The sequence below is a fragment of the Streptomyces sp. NPDC002776 genome, assembly GCF_053592195.1.
In genome coordinates this window covers 155330-172282 of sequence record NZ_JBSFVG010000005.1, presented here as the reverse complement: position 1 = coordinate 172282, position 16953 = coordinate 155330, and the positions used below count along the sequence as shown (strand labels likewise).

At 72.7% G+C, this 16953-nt stretch carries 15 protein-coding genes; 12 read left to right on the top strand and 3 right to left on the bottom strand.

From position 1 onward, the window contains the following. Positions 1-348: 348 nt before the first annotated feature. The 3 genes from ACWD11_RS12855 to ACWD11_RS12845 all read left to right on the top strand — a co-directional run bounded on the left by ACWD11_RS12855 (position 349) and on the right by ACWD11_RS12845 (position 2648). Complete coding sequence (locus ACWD11_RS12855; protein WP_451282889.1) at positions 349-1515, top strand: glycerophosphodiester phosphodiesterase; 1167 nt, start codon at positions 349-351, stop codon at positions 1513-1515. 74 nt (positions 1516-1589) lie between these two features. Next, the gene (locus tag ACWD11_RS12850; protein ID WP_389419295.1) at positions 1590-2105 is read left to right on the top strand and encodes a sigma-70 family RNA polymerase sigma factor; all 516 of its coding nucleotides are present in this window, start codon (positions 1590-1592) and stop codon (positions 2103-2105) included. A 45-nt stretch (positions 2106-2150) separates the two neighbouring features. After that, a complete protein-coding gene (locus ACWD11_RS12845) occupies positions 2151-2648 on the top strand; it encodes a GNAT family N-acetyltransferase (RefSeq protein WP_389419524.1) in 498 nt (165 codons plus the stop codon). A gap of 69 nt (positions 2649-2717) precedes the next feature. Here ACWD11_RS12845 and ACWD11_RS12840 read toward each other — a convergent pair whose 3' ends face one another. After that, positions 2718-3140, bottom strand: coding sequence for a hypothetical protein (locus ACWD11_RS12840; protein ID WP_389419294.1), 423 nt, complete (start codon positions 3138-3140; stop codon positions 2718-2720). Between the two features lies 1 nt (position 3141). Further along, a complete protein-coding gene (locus ACWD11_RS12835; RefSeq protein WP_389419293.1) occupies positions 3142-3501 on the bottom strand; it encodes a hypothetical protein in 360 nt (119 codons plus the stop codon). A 69-nt stretch (positions 3502-3570) separates the two neighbouring features. On the opposite strand from ACWD11_RS12835, the gene ACWD11_RS12830 reads away from it, so the two are divergent. From ACWD11_RS12830 to ACWD11_RS12790, 9 genes are all read left to right on the top strand, one after another. Continuing rightward, positions 3571-4221 carry an HAD family hydrolase gene (locus ACWD11_RS12830; protein ID WP_389419292.1) on the top strand — a complete coding sequence of 217 codons (651 nt, stop codon included), beginning with the start codon at positions 3571-3573 and terminating at the stop codon, positions 4219-4221. Positions 4222-4540: 319 nt separating this feature from the next. After that, on the top strand, positions 4541-5575 hold the full coding sequence (locus tag ACWD11_RS12825; RefSeq protein WP_451282886.1) for a methionine ABC transporter ATP-binding protein: 1035 nt from the start codon (positions 4541-4543) through the stop codon (positions 5573-5575). Then, positions 5572-6297 carry a methionine ABC transporter permease gene (locus ACWD11_RS12820; RefSeq protein ID WP_250078125.1) on the top strand — a complete coding sequence of 242 codons (726 nt, stop codon included), beginning with the start codon at positions 5572-5574 and terminating at the stop codon, positions 6295-6297. The genes ACWD11_RS12825 and ACWD11_RS12820 overlap by 4 nt, the downstream gene beginning before the upstream one ends. A 54-nt stretch (positions 6298-6351) precedes the next feature. Continuing rightward, positions 6352-7182 (top strand): MetQ/NlpA family ABC transporter substrate-binding protein, encoded by an 831-nt coding sequence (locus ACWD11_RS12815; RefSeq protein WP_451282884.1) that lies wholly within the window; start codon positions 6352-6354, stop codon positions 7180-7182. A gap of 140 nt (positions 7183-7322) precedes the next feature. After that, the gene (locus ACWD11_RS12810; RefSeq protein WP_389419289.1) at positions 7323-7961 is read left to right on the top strand and encodes a GNAT family N-acetyltransferase; all 639 of its coding nucleotides are present in this window, start codon (positions 7323-7325) and stop codon (positions 7959-7961) included. Between the two features lie 68 nt (positions 7962-8029). Further along, complete coding sequence (cbiE, locus tag ACWD11_RS12805; RefSeq protein WP_451282882.1) at positions 8030-9241, top strand: precorrin-6y C5,15-methyltransferase (decarboxylating) subunit CbiE; 1212 nt, start codon at positions 8030-8032, stop codon at positions 9239-9241. A 366-nt stretch (positions 9242-9607) separates the two neighbouring features. Further along, positions 9608-13231, top strand: a complete 3624-nt coding sequence (cobT, locus tag ACWD11_RS12800) for a nicotinate-nucleotide--dimethylbenzimidazole phosphoribosyltransferase (RefSeq protein ID WP_451282880.1) — start codon at positions 9608-9610, stop codon at positions 13229-13231. A 182-nt stretch (positions 13232-13413) separates the two neighbouring features. Beyond that, entirely contained in the window at positions 13414-14646 is a 1233-nt protein-coding gene (gene cobA / locus ACWD11_RS12795; protein WP_451119585.1) for a uroporphyrinogen-III C-methyltransferase, read from the top strand. A 64-nt stretch (positions 14647-14710) separates the two neighbouring features. Beyond that, a complete protein-coding gene (locus tag ACWD11_RS12790; RefSeq protein WP_389419285.1) occupies positions 14711-15529 on the top strand; it encodes a TrmH family RNA methyltransferase in 819 nt (272 codons plus the stop codon). Here ACWD11_RS12790 and ACWD11_RS12785 read toward each other — a convergent pair whose 3' ends face one another. Further along, positions 15530-16933 carry a protein kinase domain-containing protein gene (locus ACWD11_RS12785; RefSeq protein WP_451282878.1) on the bottom strand — a complete coding sequence of 468 codons (1404 nt, stop codon included), beginning with the start codon at positions 16931-16933 and terminating at the stop codon, positions 15530-15532. Positions 16934-16953 lie beyond the last annotated feature (20 nt).

The following is a 16953-nucleotide window of genomic DNA, read 5'->3' as shown; positions in this document are numbered from 1 at the left end:
GGTCGATATAAATCTGTGCAGGTGAGGACGATACTCGCGGTCCCCGGGGTGGCGCACATCGGGTTCACGGAGGTCTTACGCACTGTTGACGCAGGTTTACCTGCGGTGCTGTGCCGTCGCCCGCCGGAAACCCGCGCGGAACGGTGTGACCGACATCGCGCCGACCCGGGTGAGGGGGTACGCCTGACGACTACCCTGGAAGCCGCGCCCGATGCCGACGGCTCGTCAGAACTCCGTCCCCACACGACATCCCGAGTCACCCGCGTGTTCGATCAGGGGTCTCCCGCCGGTCATGGGAGGCAACCTACGATCGGCCCGCACTGAAGAGCCGAGGGCTGGAGGGCGCTCATGGGAACGCAGGAGTCGGACGAGCAGGTGCGCGGAACCGGGCGCCGGGCGCTGCTGGGCGCCGCGGTGCTGGGGGCGGGCGGAGCGGTCCTCGGACTGTCCGGTACGGCCCGGGCCGCGGGCGCCGGACACGGAGGCGGCGGGGTGAAGAGCCTGCCCAAGCCCACGATCATCGGCCACCGCGGCGCCAGCGGTTACCGGCCCGAGCACACCCTGGGCGCCTACCAGCTGGCCCTGGACATGGGCGCCCACGTCGTCGAGGCCGGCGACCTGGTGCCCACCAAGGACGGCCATCTGGTCTGCCGCCACGAGCCGGAGATCGGCGGCACCACCGACGTCGCCGACCACCCCGAGTTCGCCGGCCGCAAGACCACCAAGCTGCTCGACGGGGTCGCCACCACCGGCTGGTTCACCGAGGACTTCACGCTCGCCGAGCTCAAGACGCTCCGCGCGATCGAGCGCATCCCGGCCAACCGCCCGCACAACACCCTCTACAACGGCCGCTGGGAGATCCCCACCTTCGAAGAGGTGCTCCGCTGGCAGGAGGAGCAGACCCGCAAGCGCGGCAAGCAGGTCTGGATCTACCCCGAGCTCAAGCACCCCACCTACTTCCGCACGCTGGGCCTCGGCCTGGAGGAGCGGATCGCGAAGGTGCTGCGCAAGTACGGCAAGCACAAGTGGAACTCGCCGGTCATCGTCCAGTCGTTCGAGCCGACCAGCATCCAGCGCCTGCACAAGCTCATCGACAACCCGCTGGTGGTGCTGCTGTCCGGCGCGAGCACGCGGCCGTACGACTTCGTGGACAGCGGCGACCCGCGGACCGTCGCCGACCTGATCAAGCCGGCCGGGCTGCGCGAGATCGCCTCCTACGCCCAGGGCATCGGCCCGACCCTCGACCTGATCATCCCGAGGGACGGAAGCGGCCGGCTCACCACCCCCACCACCCTGGTCGCCGACGCGCACAAGGTGGGCCTGGTCCTGCACCCCTGGACGCTGCGCAACGAGAACCCGTTCCTGCCGGCGGACTTCCGCAAGGGCACGGACGCGGACGCCTACGGCGATGTCTTCGGCGCGTACCGGGCGTACTTCGCCACCGGCATCGACGGTGTCTTCACGGATCACCCGGACACCGGTCTGCTGGCCCGCGAGGACTTCGTCAACGGCTGAGCCCCACGCCCCGGTTGGGGTGACACGCGGCCGCCCGGGCAACCCGCTGCCCGGGCGGCCGCGTCGTGCCGCATATGACATACGACTTTGTTGCCGACGTTCTCGCCCTGCGTCCCCTGCTCACCGCAGAGGCCTCCGCCGAGGCGCACGCCTCCGGCACCGAACCCGGCGACCTGGAGCAGGCGGTCTGGCTCCGCCTCCTGGAGCTCCTCGACGCCCAGGGTCCGCCGCCCGACCCCGAGCGCTGGCTGCGCTCCGCCGTGCGCTCCGAGGTCCGCCGCACCCGCCGCACCCACCGCCTCGAACGGCCGTACGGCGCCGAACCCGCGGACGAGTCCGGCCGCGACCCCGAGCAACTGGCCCTCAGCTCCGCCCGCCACCAGGCCCTGCGCGACGCCGTCCGCCGGCTGCCCGGCCGCTGCCCCGGCCTGGTGGAGGCGCTGCTCTCGCCGAGGGACCTGACATACCGGGAGATCGCGGGGGAGTTGGGTATCTCACAGGGCAGTCTTGGCCCGGAACGTTCCAGATGCCTGGGTTGTCTGCGGCGAATGCTGACGCCGGAGGTTGCGGCTTCCGGAGCACGGGGATAGGAGTGAGGGACAACAGGTGATCAGGTGAGCGGGAGGCGTGCGCACATGGGCATGAGCGTGACCATCTCTGCGGCGACCGAGCAGGACGCGGAGCAGATCTACAAGCTGCAGTACCTGTGCTTCCAGAGCGAGGCGGCGCTGTACGGCAACTACCGCATCGACCCGCTCGTCCAGACGCTGGACTCGGTGCGTGAGGAGGTCGTCCGGGACTGCGTCTTCGTGGCCCGTCTCGGCGACGAGGTGGTCGGTTCGGTCCGCGGCTCGGTCACCGAGGACGGCGCCGCCGCCATCGGCAAGCTCTGCGTCCACCCCCGCCTCCAGGGCCACGGCATCGGTGCCCGTCTCCTCCGGGCGGCCGAATCCGCCCTCGCCGAGGAGCGCGGCGCCAAGCGCTTCCGCCTGCACACCGGCCACCGCAGCGAAACCAGCCTCCGCCTCTACCGCAAGGTCGGCTACACCGCGGTCGGCACCTCCAAGGGCACGGACGGCGTACCGATGATCATCCTGGAGAAGGCGGTCGGCGACTACGCGGCCACGGCCTGACGAACGCGCCTCGAAGGGGCGCGGGGAACTGCGCGACCAGCCACGACCGGCCGGGTGTCGCCCGACGACTCAGGCGGCATCCCCCGGCCGCGCGGCCTTGCGCAGCCAGTAGATCGCCGACAGCGGCAGCAGCACCGGGATGAACAGGTAGCCCATCCCGTAGTCCGACCACACCGTCGCGTCCGGGAACCTCGACGGCTCGACCAGCGTCCAGGTGCCGACCACCAGCACGCCCAGCAACTCCGCGGCGCAGCACACCAGCGCCGCCTTGCGGGCCATCTCCCCGCCCCGGACCAGCGTGTACGTGATGAAGCCGTACACCAGCCCCGCCACCGCCGACAGCGAGTAGGCGAGCGGGGCCCGGTCGAACTCCGTGGCGATCTGCACCGCCGACCGCGACACCGCGCCGACCACCATCACGCCGTACAGCCAGACGAGCAGCATGCCGGGCCCGCTGATGAGCCGGGTGCGCTTCCCCTCCACGGCCGTCATCTCAGCCTCCCCAGATGTCGTAGAGCCGGACCTGGAGCACCGCGAGCACCACGCCCCCGGCCGCGACCGTGATCGACCCCCACTTGGTCCGCTCGGCCAGCGACAGGAACCCCGCGGCCGGCACGCACGCGAACGAGCCCAGCAGATAGGCGACGAAGATCGTCGTCCCCTGCTCGGGGTCCTCGCCGCGCGCCAGCAGCACGATCCCGACCACCAGCTGGACCAGCGCCAGCAGGGTCACCACGGCCATGCCGATGAAGTGCCAGTCCTTCGTCGGCTGGTCGCGGTACGCGGCGAAGCCGCACCACGCGGCGAGCAGCAGGGCGAAGACGCCGGTCACGAGCGTCAGGGCAGCAAGCATGCAGCGACCCTATTACGGGCCAAAAGGCCTGGTGCGGGCGGCCCCGGGTGGCACCGTAGGGTCGAGGGCATGCACATCCACGCCGAAGCCCTGCTGTTCGACAACGACGGCACCCTCGTCTCCTCGCTCGCCTCGGTCGACCGCTGCTGGACGCGGTGGGCGGGGGAGTACGGAATCACCGCCGAGGAGTTCGCCCGTATCGAACTGCACGGCCGGCCGGCCGCCGAGATAGCCGCCGACCTGCTGCCCGCAGGCATCGTGCCGCAGGCCGTGGCCCGGATCGAGACGCTGGAGGTGGAGGACGTGCCCGACGGGGGAGTCGAGCTGCTGCCCGGCACCCGCGCCTTCCTCGACTCACTGCCAGCCGACCGCTGGGCGGTCGTCACCTCCGCCACCCGCCGGCTCGCCGAGGCCCGTCTGGACGCCGTCGGCATCCTGCCCAAGACCCTGATCGCCGCGGACGACATCACCCGTGGCAAGCCCGACCCCGAGCCCTATCTGCTCGCCGCCCGCCGGCTGGGCGTCGACCCGGCCCGCTGCGTCGTCTTCGAGGACGCGCCCGCCGGTCTGCAGGCCGGCCGTGCCGCCGGGATGACCACCGTGGCCTTGGCCACAACCCACCAGGCCCACGAGCTGGACGCAGACCTGGTGGTCACCGACCTCTCGGTCCTGTCCGCGCTGGTCACCGCCCGGGGCGTGGAGATCTCCGTCCGGGGCTGACGCCTGTCCACCGCTGTCCGGATGCCGGACAGCGGTTCTCGCTCACCGCTCCATGTCTGCTTTACTGATCGCATGACCACGACGAGCTGCCGCACCCTTGCGACCGAGGCGACCATGACGCCCGGTGCTCGTTGTATGTGTCGAATGTGCGCCTTCTAGAGGGCCCCCGCACCACTTTTCGAGCCTCGCGCCCCGAAGCGAGCCGCCACGGCCTGTCCGTACGCCTCCAGCCGTACGTGACCCAGCTGCCCCGCGCACCTTTTCCCTCCCGTACCAGGGCACACCCACGCCCGCGTACTCGACAGTGACGGAAACCCCAGTGATCACCACATCGGGCCTGACCAAGGTCTACCGCACCCGAGGTCGAGAGGTCACCGCCCTCGACGGCGTCGACCTGCACGTCCGCGAAGGCGAGGTGTACGGCGTCATCGGCCAGTCCGGCGCCGGGAAGTCCTCGCTCATCCGCTGCGTCAACCTCCTGGAGCGCCCCACCGCCGGCACGGTCACCGTCGCCGGCCAGGACCTCACCGCGCTCGCGGGGCGCGGCCCGCGCGCCGGCCGGGAACTGCGGCAGGCGCGCAGCCGTATCGGCATGGTCTTCCAGCACTTCAACCTGCTGTCCTCGCGGACCGTGCGGGACAACGTCGAACTGCCGCTGGAGATTCTCGGCAGGTCCGGCAAGGAGCGCACCCGCAAGGCGCTCGAACTGCTCGACCTGGTCGGCCTCGCCGACAAGGCCGGGGCCTACCCCGCCCAGCTCTCCGGCGGTCAGAAGCAGCGCGTCGGCATCGCTCGGGCGCTCGCCGGCGACCCCAAGGTGCTGCTCTCCGACGAGGCCACCAGCGCCCTCGACCCGGAGACCACCCGCTCCATCCTCCAGCTGCTGCGCGACCTGAACCGCCAACTGGGGCTCACGGTCCTGCTCATCACCCATGAGATGGACGTCGTGAAGTCGGTCTGCGACTCCGCCGCGCTCATGGAGAACGGCCGCATCATCGAGTCCGGCACCGTCAGCGAACTGCTCGCCACCCCCGGCTCCGAACTGGCCTCCGCGCTGTTCCCGGTGACCGGCGACGCCACCGGCACCGACCGCACCGTCGTCGACGTCACCTTCCACGGCGAGGCCGCCACCCAGCCCGTCATCTCCCAGCTGGCGCGCACCTACAACGTCGACATATCGATCCTCGGCGCGGCCATCGACACCGTCGGCGGCCTCCAGGTCGGCCGGATGCGCATCGAGCTGCCCGGACGGTACGAGGACAACGTCGTGCCGATCGGCTTCCTGCGCGAGCAGGGCCTGCAGATCGACGTCCTGGGCCAGGAGCCCGTTCTGCTGAAGGAAGGTGCCAAGTGACCTGGTCCGAGATGCAGCCGCTGCTGGAGCAGGCGTGCTGGGACACCCTCTACATGGTCGGCTGGTCCACGCTCATCGCCGTCGTCGGCGGCCTTCCGCTCGGCGTCCTGCTCGTCCTCACCGACCGCGGCGGCCTGCTCCAGAACGTCGTCGCCAACAAGGTCATCGGGCAGGTCGTGAACGTCGCCCGCTCGATGCCGTTCATCATCCTGATGGTCGCGCTGATGGGCTTCACCCGCTCCATCACCGGCACGACCATCGGCCGCGAGGCCGCCATCGTGCCGCTCGCCATCGGCGCCATCCCCTTCTTCGCGCGCCTGGTCGAGACGGCGGTCCGCGAAGTGGACGGCGGGCTCGTCGAGGCCGTGCAGTCGATGGGCGGCAACACCTGGACGATCGTGCGCAAGGTCCTCGTACCGGAGTCCCTGCCCTCGCTGATCGCCTCCACCACGACCACGATCGTCGCCCTCATCGGCTACTCCGCGATGGCCGGCACGGTCGGCGCCGGCGGCCTCGGCGACATCGCCATCCGCTACGGCTACCAGCGCTTCGAGACCGAACTGATGTGGATCACCGTGGCCATCCTCGCCGTGGTCATCTCCCTCATCCAGTTCGCCGGCGACTACGCGGCCCGCTCGCTGCACCGCCGCAGCGGCACCTCGGGCCCCGCCCCCAGGCTTCGGCTGCTGAAGGCCGCGACGGCCACCAGCAAGACCGTCTGAAACCCCCCGTACAACCCATCACGGGGTCGCACCACCTCAGGAAAGGCACTTTTCGTGCGTAACACCGCCAAGTTCACCACCGCCGTCCTCGCCGCCGGAGCCCTCACCCTCGGGCTCACCGCCTGCGGCTCCTCCGACGGCGACTCCTCCTCCGACACCAGCGGACCGCTGGTAGTCGCCGCGAGCCCCGTCCCGCACGCCGAGATCCTCACCTACGTGAAGGACAACCTGGCGAAGGACGCGGGCCTGGACCTGGAGGTCCGGGAGTTCACCGACTACGTCACGCCGAACACGGCGACGGAGGACGGCTCGGTCGACGCCAACTACTTCCAGAACCAGCCGTACCTCGACGACTTCAACAAGAAGAACGGCACCCACATCGTGCCCGTCGTCACGGTCCATCTGGAGCCGCTCGGCCTCTACTCCAGCAAGGTCAAGAGCGCCGACGACCTCAAGAGCGGTGCCACGATCGCCGTCCCGAACGACAGCGTCAACGAGGCCCGGGCCCTCAAGCTGCTCGACGCCAACGGCATCATCACGCTCAAGGACGGCGTGGGCAACGAGGCGACCCCGGCCGACATCGTCAAGAACCCCAAGAACCTCAAGTTCAAGGAGCTGGAGGCGGCCCAGACCCCGCGCTCCCTCAACGACGTCGACGCCGCCGTCATCAACGGCAACTACGCCATCGAGGCCGACCTCAAGCCCGCCGAGGACGCCCTCGTCCTGGAGTCCGCCGACGACAACCCGTACGGCAACTTCCTCGCCGTGAAGGAGGGCGGCGAGGACGACCCGCGCGTGAAGAAGCTCGCCAAGCTCCTGACCTCCCCCGAGGTCAAGAAGTTCATCGAGGACAAGTACGCCGGTTCCGTCATCGCCTCCTTCTGACCGCAGCCGTCCGGCGACGCGCCGCAGCACGGGGTCCGCCCTCACCGAACAGGGCGGACCCCGTGGTGCGGTCCGGTGCTTTCATGCTGCATGCTGGGCAGTTCAGCAGGCCGACGGTTTCGAAGGTTACGGAGCGGCGCATGACGAGCACCTTCCCCAACATCTCCATCAGCACGGAGCGGTTGGTGCTGCGTCCCCTGGACGAGGACGACGTGCCCGCCCTGACCGAGATGATGAACGACGAGCAGGTCGCCGCCTGGACGGACGTCCCGCGGCCCTTCACCCGGGCCGGCGCGCACACCTGGATCACCGAGTACGCCCCCGCCCAGCGCACCGGGGGCCACGGTCTCGACCTCGCCGTCACCGAGTTCCTCACCCAGCGCCTGGTCGGCCTCGTCCAACTCGGCAGGACCGACTGGCACATCCGCTCCACCGAGCTGTCGTACATCATCGCCCCCTGGGCCCGCGGCGAGGGCTACGCCTCCGAGGCCGCCCTCGCCACCGCCCAATGGCTCTTCGGTGACCAGAAGTTCGAGCGCATCGAGCTGCGCACGGCCGCCGGCAACACCGCCTCCCAGCAGGTCGCCCAGAAGATCGGCTGCATCAGCGAGGGCGTCCTGCGCAACGCCTGCATAGCGCACGTCCGCGGCGACGACGGCACCTGGAGCGACCTGCGCACCGACTTCATCGTCTGGAGCCTGCTGCCGGAGGACCTGGAAGGCGCGGCGGAGCAGCCGGCCGACTCCGGCGGTTTCACGTCCTACTCCGACTGGAACTGACCCCGGCCGGACGGGATACCCTCAGGCTGCCCCGTCCACCTGCGCAAAACCCCTGGAGACTGACGACGATGGCCGACCGGGTCACGGTGATCGGATGGGACGGCTCGCCGCTGACCGCCGCGGCACGCTCCGCCCTCGGAGCCGCCACGCTGGTGGCCGGTGCCGCGCACCACCTGGCGCTGCCCGAGGTGCCCGCCACCGCCGAGCGCATCCGCCTCGGCAGCGTCGCCCTCGCCGCCCGCCGGATCGCCGGCCATCGCGGCACGGCGGTCGTCGTCGCGGACGGCGATCCCGGCTTCTTCGGAGTCGTACGCACTCTGCGCGCGCCCGAGTTCGGCCTGGAGGTCGAGGTCGTGCCCGGCGTCTCCTCGGCCGCCGCCGCCTTCGCCCGCGCCGGTATGCCCTGGGACGACGCCCATGTGGTCGTCGCACACCCGCGCACCCTGCGACGCGCGGTGAACGTGTGCCGGGCCCACCCCAAGGTCGCCGTTCTCACCTCGCCCGGCGCGGGCCCCGCCGAACTCGGCCTCCTGCTCGAAGGCGTCCACCGCACCTTCGTCATCTGCGAGGAACTCGGCACCGCACGCGAACAGGTCACCGTCGTCACCTCCGACAAGGCCGCAGACCACACCTGGCGCGACCCCAACGTCGTCATCGTCATCGGCGGCCCGGCCGGCGTCGCGGAGGACGGCGGCTGGATCGCCGGCCGCGACCCGTCCGCCACCCCGCGCGGCTGGACCCTGCCCGCCGAGACCTACGGCGGCCTCATGGGCGAGGGCGAGCTGGAACCGCTGCGCGCCGCCCAACTCGCCCGGCTCGGACCGCGCATGGGGGACCTGGTGTGGGACATCGGCTGCGGCAGCGGCGCGTTCGCCACCGAGGCCGCGCGGGCCGGGGCGGCCGTCATCGCCGTCGACCACGACCCACGGGCCTGCGACCGCACCGAGGCCAACGCCCGCGCCCTCGGCGTCCAGCTCCAGGTGGTCCAGGGCACCGCGCCGCACGTCCTGGAGAACCTGCCCGAACCGGACGTCGTGCGCGTCGGCGGCGGGGGAGCGGCGGTCGTCTCCGCGGTCGCCGACCGACGCCCGCAGCGCATCGTCACGCACGCAGCCACCCGCGACGAGGCCGAGATCGTCGGCCGCGACCTGACCGAGCACGGCTACCGGGTGGAGTGCGCCCTGCTCCAGTCCGTCGAACTCGACACCCGGGCCTGGACGGAGCGGGAGCGGAGTGTCGCGTTCCTGCTCAGCGGCCTGCTGCCGGACAGAACGGGCTGACCCCGATCCCGTCCCCGTGATCCTGTTGTCGTACCGCGCGCGGTAGGCTGGCCGATCGTTGCACCGCACTCGGACACCTGACGCTTCGTAGGTCAATGTCCCGAAAACACGCCCGGTTTGGGGTGGGTGTGGTACGGCACAACCGGAGGACGCGCAACGTGGCGCAGTCCACAGCGGGATCGTCGCGGATGAAGCTGTCGTGACGGGGGAACGGCCGCGACAATGCCAGTTAATGGCTTTGTCGTCTTTGTGGACGGGTCGTTCGTGCCGCTGGGCGCGCACGCTCGTTCTTCACTACGGGGCGGTCGGTGCGCCGCTCCGGGTGAGCTGGTCGTGGAAGCACTAACCGATGGGCGAGGGGTACGCATGACCGACACCGGCCAGGTCCCGGGCGAGGGACTGCCGGAGAACGCAGGCATGGTGGAGCAGCCGGGCGTCCCCGCGCCCGGTGCGTACACCTACCTCTCCGAGACCACCGCCGAGGACGACGACCTGTTGCTGCTGCCCGGTGCCCAGGGCGCCTGGGGCAACGAGGTCGCTCCGCCCGCGCCGGAGCCGGTCGTGGAGGCCCTGCACGAACCCGGTGCGCACGAGATGTCCGGCCGCGACAGCGGCTCGGTGGACCTCAGTGCGGTCCGGGTGCCGGGTCCGGCGCCGGTGCCTCCGACGACCCCGCGGCGCCCGCTGCACCTCGGCCCGCCGACCCCGGACGCCTCCGCCAGCCCGGTCCGCTCCCTCGCCGACCGCGGCGCGGTGGGCGCGCCGCCGGTACGGCAGCCGGGGCCGTCCATGGCGGGCCCGTCCGTGGCAAGTCCGTCCATGGCAGGTCCGGAGTACCTCGACATCCCGGGCCCCCAGCCGGCGACGCCCTGGGGCACCCCGATGCCCGTGCCCGCCGCCGCGCCGGTGAGCACCGAGGTCTCGGCTGCGGAAACGGTTGTTCCGGCGCCCGCCCCGGCTCCCGACCCGGCCCAGGCGGCCATGGCCCACGTTGCCCCGGAGACGGTGCCCGCGCCGGAGGACGGCTCGGTCGGCGGTTTCGAGGGTGTGCAGGCCGGGGAGCCGGTCGGGGACGCGGTGCCGGTGGCAGAGCCTGAGGTCGCGCCTGCGGATGGGCAGTCCGTCGAGGCTGTGCAGGCGCCGGGCGACGAGGTGGCGGCGCCGGAGGTCGCGGCTCCCGAAGCGGGGGTCGCGGAGCAGCTTCCGGTAGAGGCGGTTGCCCAGGAGGCTCCGGCGACTGTCGAGTCGGTCGTACCGGACGCGCCGGAGGTTGCCGAGGTCCCCCGGTCGGTCGTTGAGGACGCGCCGCAGACTCCCGAGGCCCCGGAGTCCCCGCAGGCTGCCGAGGTCGCGGACTCCGTCGCTGCGGATGCCCCGCGGGCCACCGAGCTGCCGGAGTCGGTCGTACCGGACGCGCCGGAGGCTGCCGAGTCGGTCGTATCGACCGCGCCGCAAGCCCCCGAGGTCCCGGAGTCCGTCGTACCGGACGCCCCGCAGGCCACCGAGCTGCCCGAGTCGGTCGTGCCGGGCACCCCGCAAGCCCTCCAGACCCCGGAGTCCGTCGTACCGGATGCCCCGCAGACCGCCGAGGCCCCCGAGTCCGTCGTACCCGACGCCCCGCAAGCGCACGAGGCCCCCGCGGCCCTCACCCCCGAGCCGGTCGCGGCCGTGGCCGAGGTGCCGCCCGCCCCGGAGGCCCCGCAGGCGGCACCCGTACCCGCCCCGGAGACCCCCGAGGCCCCCGCCGCCTTCGTGGACGCCCCCGCGGAGCCCTTGGTGGACACCCCCGCCGAGCCCGCCGCGCCCGTCGCAGCAGAGGCCCCGGCCGTCATCCCCGAGCCCACCCCGCACCCCGAGCCTGCCGCGGTCGAAGCGCACCCCGACGCCACCCCCGCCGAACCCCACCCCGTCCCCCCGCTCGCCGAGGCGCCGCAGGCACCCGCACCCGCCCCGCAGCCCTACGTCGCCGACCCGGCCGGGCCCCAGCTGCGGATGCCGGAGGCCGCCGTGCCGAGAGAGCCCGGGCCGGAGCAGCCGCTCGGGCAGTTCGTGCCGGTGGACGGCCAGGTGCCGACCACCCCGCACCTCGCGCCGACCCCGCCGCAGCCGATCGTCCTCCCCGTCGAGGAGGCCCCCGAGGTCCCCGCACCGCGCGCGGGCGACCCCGAACTCGTACAGCACGCGGAGGACCTGGACACCCGGGCCGCCGAGCAGGAAGAGAGCACGGCCCCCGTGGCAGAAGCACGACAGTCCACCGGCCCGGCCGCGCCCGCCTACGACGACGCCGAGCGCGAGGCCGTACTGAAGGTCATGCGCGAGCGCCGTGACATCCGCAACGGCTTCCGCAGCGACCCCATCCCGCACGAGGTGCTGCTCCGCGTGCTGGAGGCCGCCCACACGGCCCCGTCCGTCGGCCACTCGCAGCCCTGGGACTTCGTCGTCATCCGCTCCGCCGAGACCCGGCGGTCGATGCACGAACTGGCGATGCGCCAGCGCGACGCGTACGCGAAGTCGCTGCCCAAGGGCCGGGCGAAGCAGTTCAAGGAACTGAAGATCGAGGCTATCCTCGACACCCCGGTGAACATCGTGGTCACCGCCGACCCGACCCGCGGCGGCCGGCACACCCTGGGCCGCCACACCCAGCCGCAGATGGCCCCGTACTCCTCCGCGCTCGCCGTCGAGAACCTCTGGCTCGCCGCCCGCGCCGAGGGCCTCGGCGTCGGCTGGGTCAGCTTCTTCGACGAGCGCGAGATGGTCCGCGCCCTCGGCCTGCCCGACCACCTGGAGGTCGTCGCCTACCTGTGCGTCGGGTATGTCGACGAGTTCCCGGACGAGCCCGAGCTGATGCAGGCCGGCTGGTCCAAGCGCCGCCCGCTGTCCTGGGTGGTCCACGAGGAGACGTACGGCCGTCGCGCCCTGCCCGGCGAGGACCCGCACGACCTGCTCGCCGAGACCGTCGCGCAGATCCGCCCGCTGGACGCCAAGGCGCTCGGCGAGGCGTGGGAGCGGCAGAAGCGGATGACCAAGCCGGCCGGCGCGCTCGGCATGCTGGAGATCATCTCCGCCCAGCTTTCCGGGCTGTCCCGCCAGTGCCCGCCGCCGATCCCGGAGCCCGCGGCCGTCGCGATCTTCGCCGGCGACCACGGGGTGCATGCCCAGGGCGTGACCCCCTGGCCGCAGGAGGTGACGGCCCAGATGGTCGCCAACTTCCTCGGCGGCGGCGCGGTCTGCAACGCCTTCGCCGGCCAGGTCGGCGCGGAGGTGTGCGTGGTGGACGTGGGCGTGGCGGCGGACCTGCCCGCCACCCCCGGCCTCCTGCCCCGCAAGGTCCGCGCGGGCACCTCCGACATGACCACCGGCACCGCGATGAGCCGCGAGGAGGCCAAGCAGGCCATCGAGGTGGGCATCGAGACGGCCCGCGACCTGGTGGCGGCCGGCAACAAGGCGCTGCTGACGGGTGAGATGGGCATCGCCAACACCACCTCCTCGGCGGCCCTGATCTCGGTCTTCACCGGCGCCGACCCGGCCGAGGTGACCGGCCGCGGCACCGGCATCAACGACGAGACCCTCGCCCGCAAGACCGAGGTGGTCCGCCGGGCCCTCGAACTCCACCGGCCGGACCCGGCCGACCCCATCGGCGTCCTCGCCGCGATCGGCGGCTTCGAGCACGCCGCGATGGTGGGTTTGCTGCTGGGCGGCGCGTCCCTGCGGACGCCGGTGATCCTGGACGGCGTCAGCGCGGGCGCCGCGGCCCTGGTCGCCCGTGCCATCGCCCCGGAGGTCCTGGCCGCGTGCATCGCGGGCCACCGCAGCGCGGAACCGGGCCATGTGGCGGCGCTGAACAAGCTGGGCCTGCGCCCGCTGGTCGACCTCGACCTCCGCCTCGGCGAGGGCACGGGCGCGCTCCTGGCGCTGCCTCTGGTGCAGAGTACGGCGAGAGCGATGCACGAGGTGGCGACGTTCGACTCGGCGGGCGTCACCGAGAAGTAGGCGGCCGGCGCACGGCGTGGGCAGTCGTTCCGCACGGCGGAGCGACTGCCCACATCCCCGACTGCCCCACCCGGCGGTGACGCTGCTCAGCCATCGGACACCCGAGCCGTCCCCCGCACCCGCCCCGTAAAATCCGCACGTCAGGGCATCGCACCACTGCCGCAAAAGGGAGCCAGACCCTCATGGCCGAAAACCCCGCCTACCCCGTAGGCCTCCGCCTCACCGGCCGCCGGGTCGTCGTCCTCGGCGGTGGCCAGGTCGCCCAGCGCCGCCTCCCGGCACTCATCGCGGCGGGCGCGGACCTCCACCTCGTCTCCCCGGAGGTGACCCCCTCCGTCGAGGCCATGGCGGAGGCGGGCGAGCTCACCTGGCACCAGCGGCCCTACGCGGACGGCGACCTCGCGGACGCCTGGTACGCCCTCATCGCGACCAGCGACCCCGAGGCCAACCAGGCGGCCTCCGCCGAAGCGGAGCGGCACCGCGTCTGGTGCGTCCGTTCCGACGACGCCGACCGGGCCACGGCCTGGACCCCGGCCACGGGCACCAGCGAGGGCGTCACCATCGCCGTCCTCACCACCGAGGCCCGCGGCCGCGACCCCCGGCACACCGCCGCCATCCGGGACGCGGTCGTCGAGGGCCTGCGCGACGGCACCCTCGTCGCCCCCCACCACCGCACCCGCACCCCGGGCGTCGCCCTGGTCGGCGGCGGCCCCGGCGACCCGGACCTGATCACCGTCCGCGGCCGCCGGCTGCTCGCCGAGGCCGACGTGGTCATCACCGACCACCTGGGCCCGCGCGACCTCCTCGCGGAACTGCCGTCCAGCGTCGAGGTCATCGACGCGGCCAAGCTGCCGTACGGCCGGTTCATGGCCCAGGAGGCCATCAACAACGCCCTGATCGAGCACGCCAAGCAGGGCAAGTCGGTGGTCCGCCTCAAGGGCGGCGACCCCTACGTCTACGGCCGCGGCATGGAGGAGCTCCAGGCGCTGGCCGAGGCCGGCATCCCGTGCACGGTCGTGCCCGGCATCTCCAGCTCGATCTCGGTCCCGGGCGCCGCGGGCATCCCGGTCACCCACCGGGGCGTGGCGCACGAGTTCACGGTGGTCAGCGGCCACATCGCCCCCGACGACGAGCGCTCCCTGGTCGACTGGCCGTCCCTCGCCAAGCTGACCGGCACGCTGGTGATCCTGATGGGCGTCGGCACCATCGGGAAGGTCGCCGAGACGCTCATCGCGCACGGCAAGTCCCCGGACACGCCCGTCGCCCTGGTCCAGGAGGGCACCACGGCCGCCCAGCGTCGCGTCGACGCGACCCTCGCGACGGCCGCCGAAGCGGTCATCGCCCAGGAGGTCCGGCCACCGGCCGTCATCGTCATCGGCGAGGTCGTGAAGGTCGGCCCGGCGACCTTGCCGTAACCCGAGGTAACTCACCGACTCCCGAGCCGTTGGCACCGCACGCACGACAAGGCAGTATCACCCTGTGGCCGATCTCATCACCGTCGAGGACCCCGCCGACCCGCGCCTGCGCGACTACACGGGCCTGACCGACGTAGAACTGCGCCGCAAGCGCGAGCCCGCCGAGGGCCTGTTCATCGCCGAGGGCGAGAAGGTCATCAGAAGGGCCAAGGACGCCGGCTACGAGATGCGCTCCATGCTGCTGTCCGCGAAGTGGGTCGACGTCATGCGGGATGTGATCGACGAACTCCCGGCCCCCGTCTACGCGGTCAGCCCCGAGCTGGCCGAACAGGTCACCGGCTACCACGTGCACCGCGGCGCGCTCGCCTCCATGCAGCGCAAGCCGCTCCCCACGGCGGCCGAGCTGCTGGGGACCGCCCGCCGGGTGGTGATCATGGAGTCGGTCAACGACCACACCAACATCGGCGCGATCTTCCGCTCGGCGGCGGCCCTCGGCATGGACGCGGTCCTGCTCTCCCCGGACTGCGCGGACCCGCTGTACCGGCGCAGCGTGAAGGTGTCGATGGGCGCCGTCTTCTCGGTGCCGTACGCCCGTCTGGAGAGCTGGCCCAAGGGCCTGGAGTCGGTCCGCGAGGCCGGGTTCACCCTTCTCGCCCTCACGCCGGACGAGAAGGCCAGGTCCCTCGACGAGGCCGCCCCGCACCGGATGGACCGGGTCGCCCTGATGCTCGGCGCCGAGGGCGACGGCCTGTCCCGCCAGGCCCTGGTCGCCGCGGACGAGTGGGTCCGCATCCCCATGGCCCACGGCGTCGACTCCCTCAACGTGGGCGCGGCGGCCGCGGTCGCCTTCTACGCGGTGGCGACCGGCCGCCCCGAGGCGTGACTAGTCCGACGCCTCGAACGTCGACTCGTACCGCTGCGACATGAGCGCCCCGTCCGACGGCTGGTGACCCGGCGCGGGCGAGGCCGACCGCTCCTGCCGTACGACGTCCCGCTGGCCGCCCAGTCCCCGGCTCGGGCCCTGGCAGCCCTGGGCGGCGGCGATGCCGAGCGCGACCAGCAAGGTCACCACGACGAACACGATCAGCCGCTGGCGCAGCAGCTGCGGGTTGGCGGGCCGGCGGCCCGTGCCCGTGGTCCGCGGAGCCGTACGCCGGGTTCCGCTGCGCGGGCCGGGCCGGCTGCCGCTGCCCGTCCGTCCGGTGTTCCGCCCGGTGTTCCGCGAGGTGGGCGTGGGCCGCGGCCCCGACCGGCCGGACGAGGAGGGCGCCGGACCACCGCGCGCGGCGCCGCCCCGGGAGGGAGCGGTACCGCGGGAGCCGGGACCGGTGGCGCGCGGCGTGGGAGTCGTCCCCTGCGGGCGCCGCTGAGCACGGTCCGGGTAGCTCTCCGTGAGCCGTCCGGTCGGCCGGTCCCCGTCCCCGGCGCGGGGCGCGGGCGGACGCAGCTCGGCGACGCCCTGCGCCTCGCGGGCCGCGATCTCCTTGAGCCGCAGCGACAGCTGGAGCGTGGTCGGCCGCTCCTCGGGCGCCTTGGCGAGACAGGCCCGCACCAGCGGCGCCAGCGCGTCGGGCACGCCGTGGAGCTGCGGCTCCTCGTGCACCACGCGGTAGAGCATCACCTCGGAACTGCCGTGCCCGAAGGGCGAGTCGCCCATCGAGGCGTACGCCAGGGTCGCGCCGAGCGAGAACACGTCCGTGGCCGGGGTGACGGCGGCGCCGCGCACCTGCTCGGGCGCGAGGAAGCCGGGCGAGCCCACCGCCGTGCCCACGTGGGTCAGCGTCGAGGCCCCCGTGGCCCAGGCGATGCCGAAGTCGATGATCCGCGGTCCCTTGGGGGACAGCAGGATGTTGGACGGCTTGAGATCCCGGTGGACGACCCCGGCCTCGTGCACCGCGACCAGCCCCTCCGACAGGGCCGCCCCGATCGCGGCGACCTCGGCCGCGATCAGCGAGCCCTCGTCGGCGACCTTGTCGTGCAGGGACGGCCCGGGCACGTACTGCGTGGCGAACCACGGCCGGTCGGCGTCGAGATCGGCGGCGACGAGCCGCGCGGTGCAGCCGCCCCGGATCCGCCGGGCGGCGGACACCTCGCGCGCGAACCGCGACCGGAACTCCTGGTCCTCGGCCAGATCGGGCCGGATGACCTTCAGCGCGACCCGCTGCCCCTTCTTGTCGGAGCCCAGGTAGACCACGCCCATCCCACCCGCGCCCAGCCGCCTGTGAAGCCTGAACGAGCCGACGACGCGCGGGTCCTCGCGCCTCAGGCGCATCATCGCCATGTTCATCCCCGCTGCCCGGTCCTGTG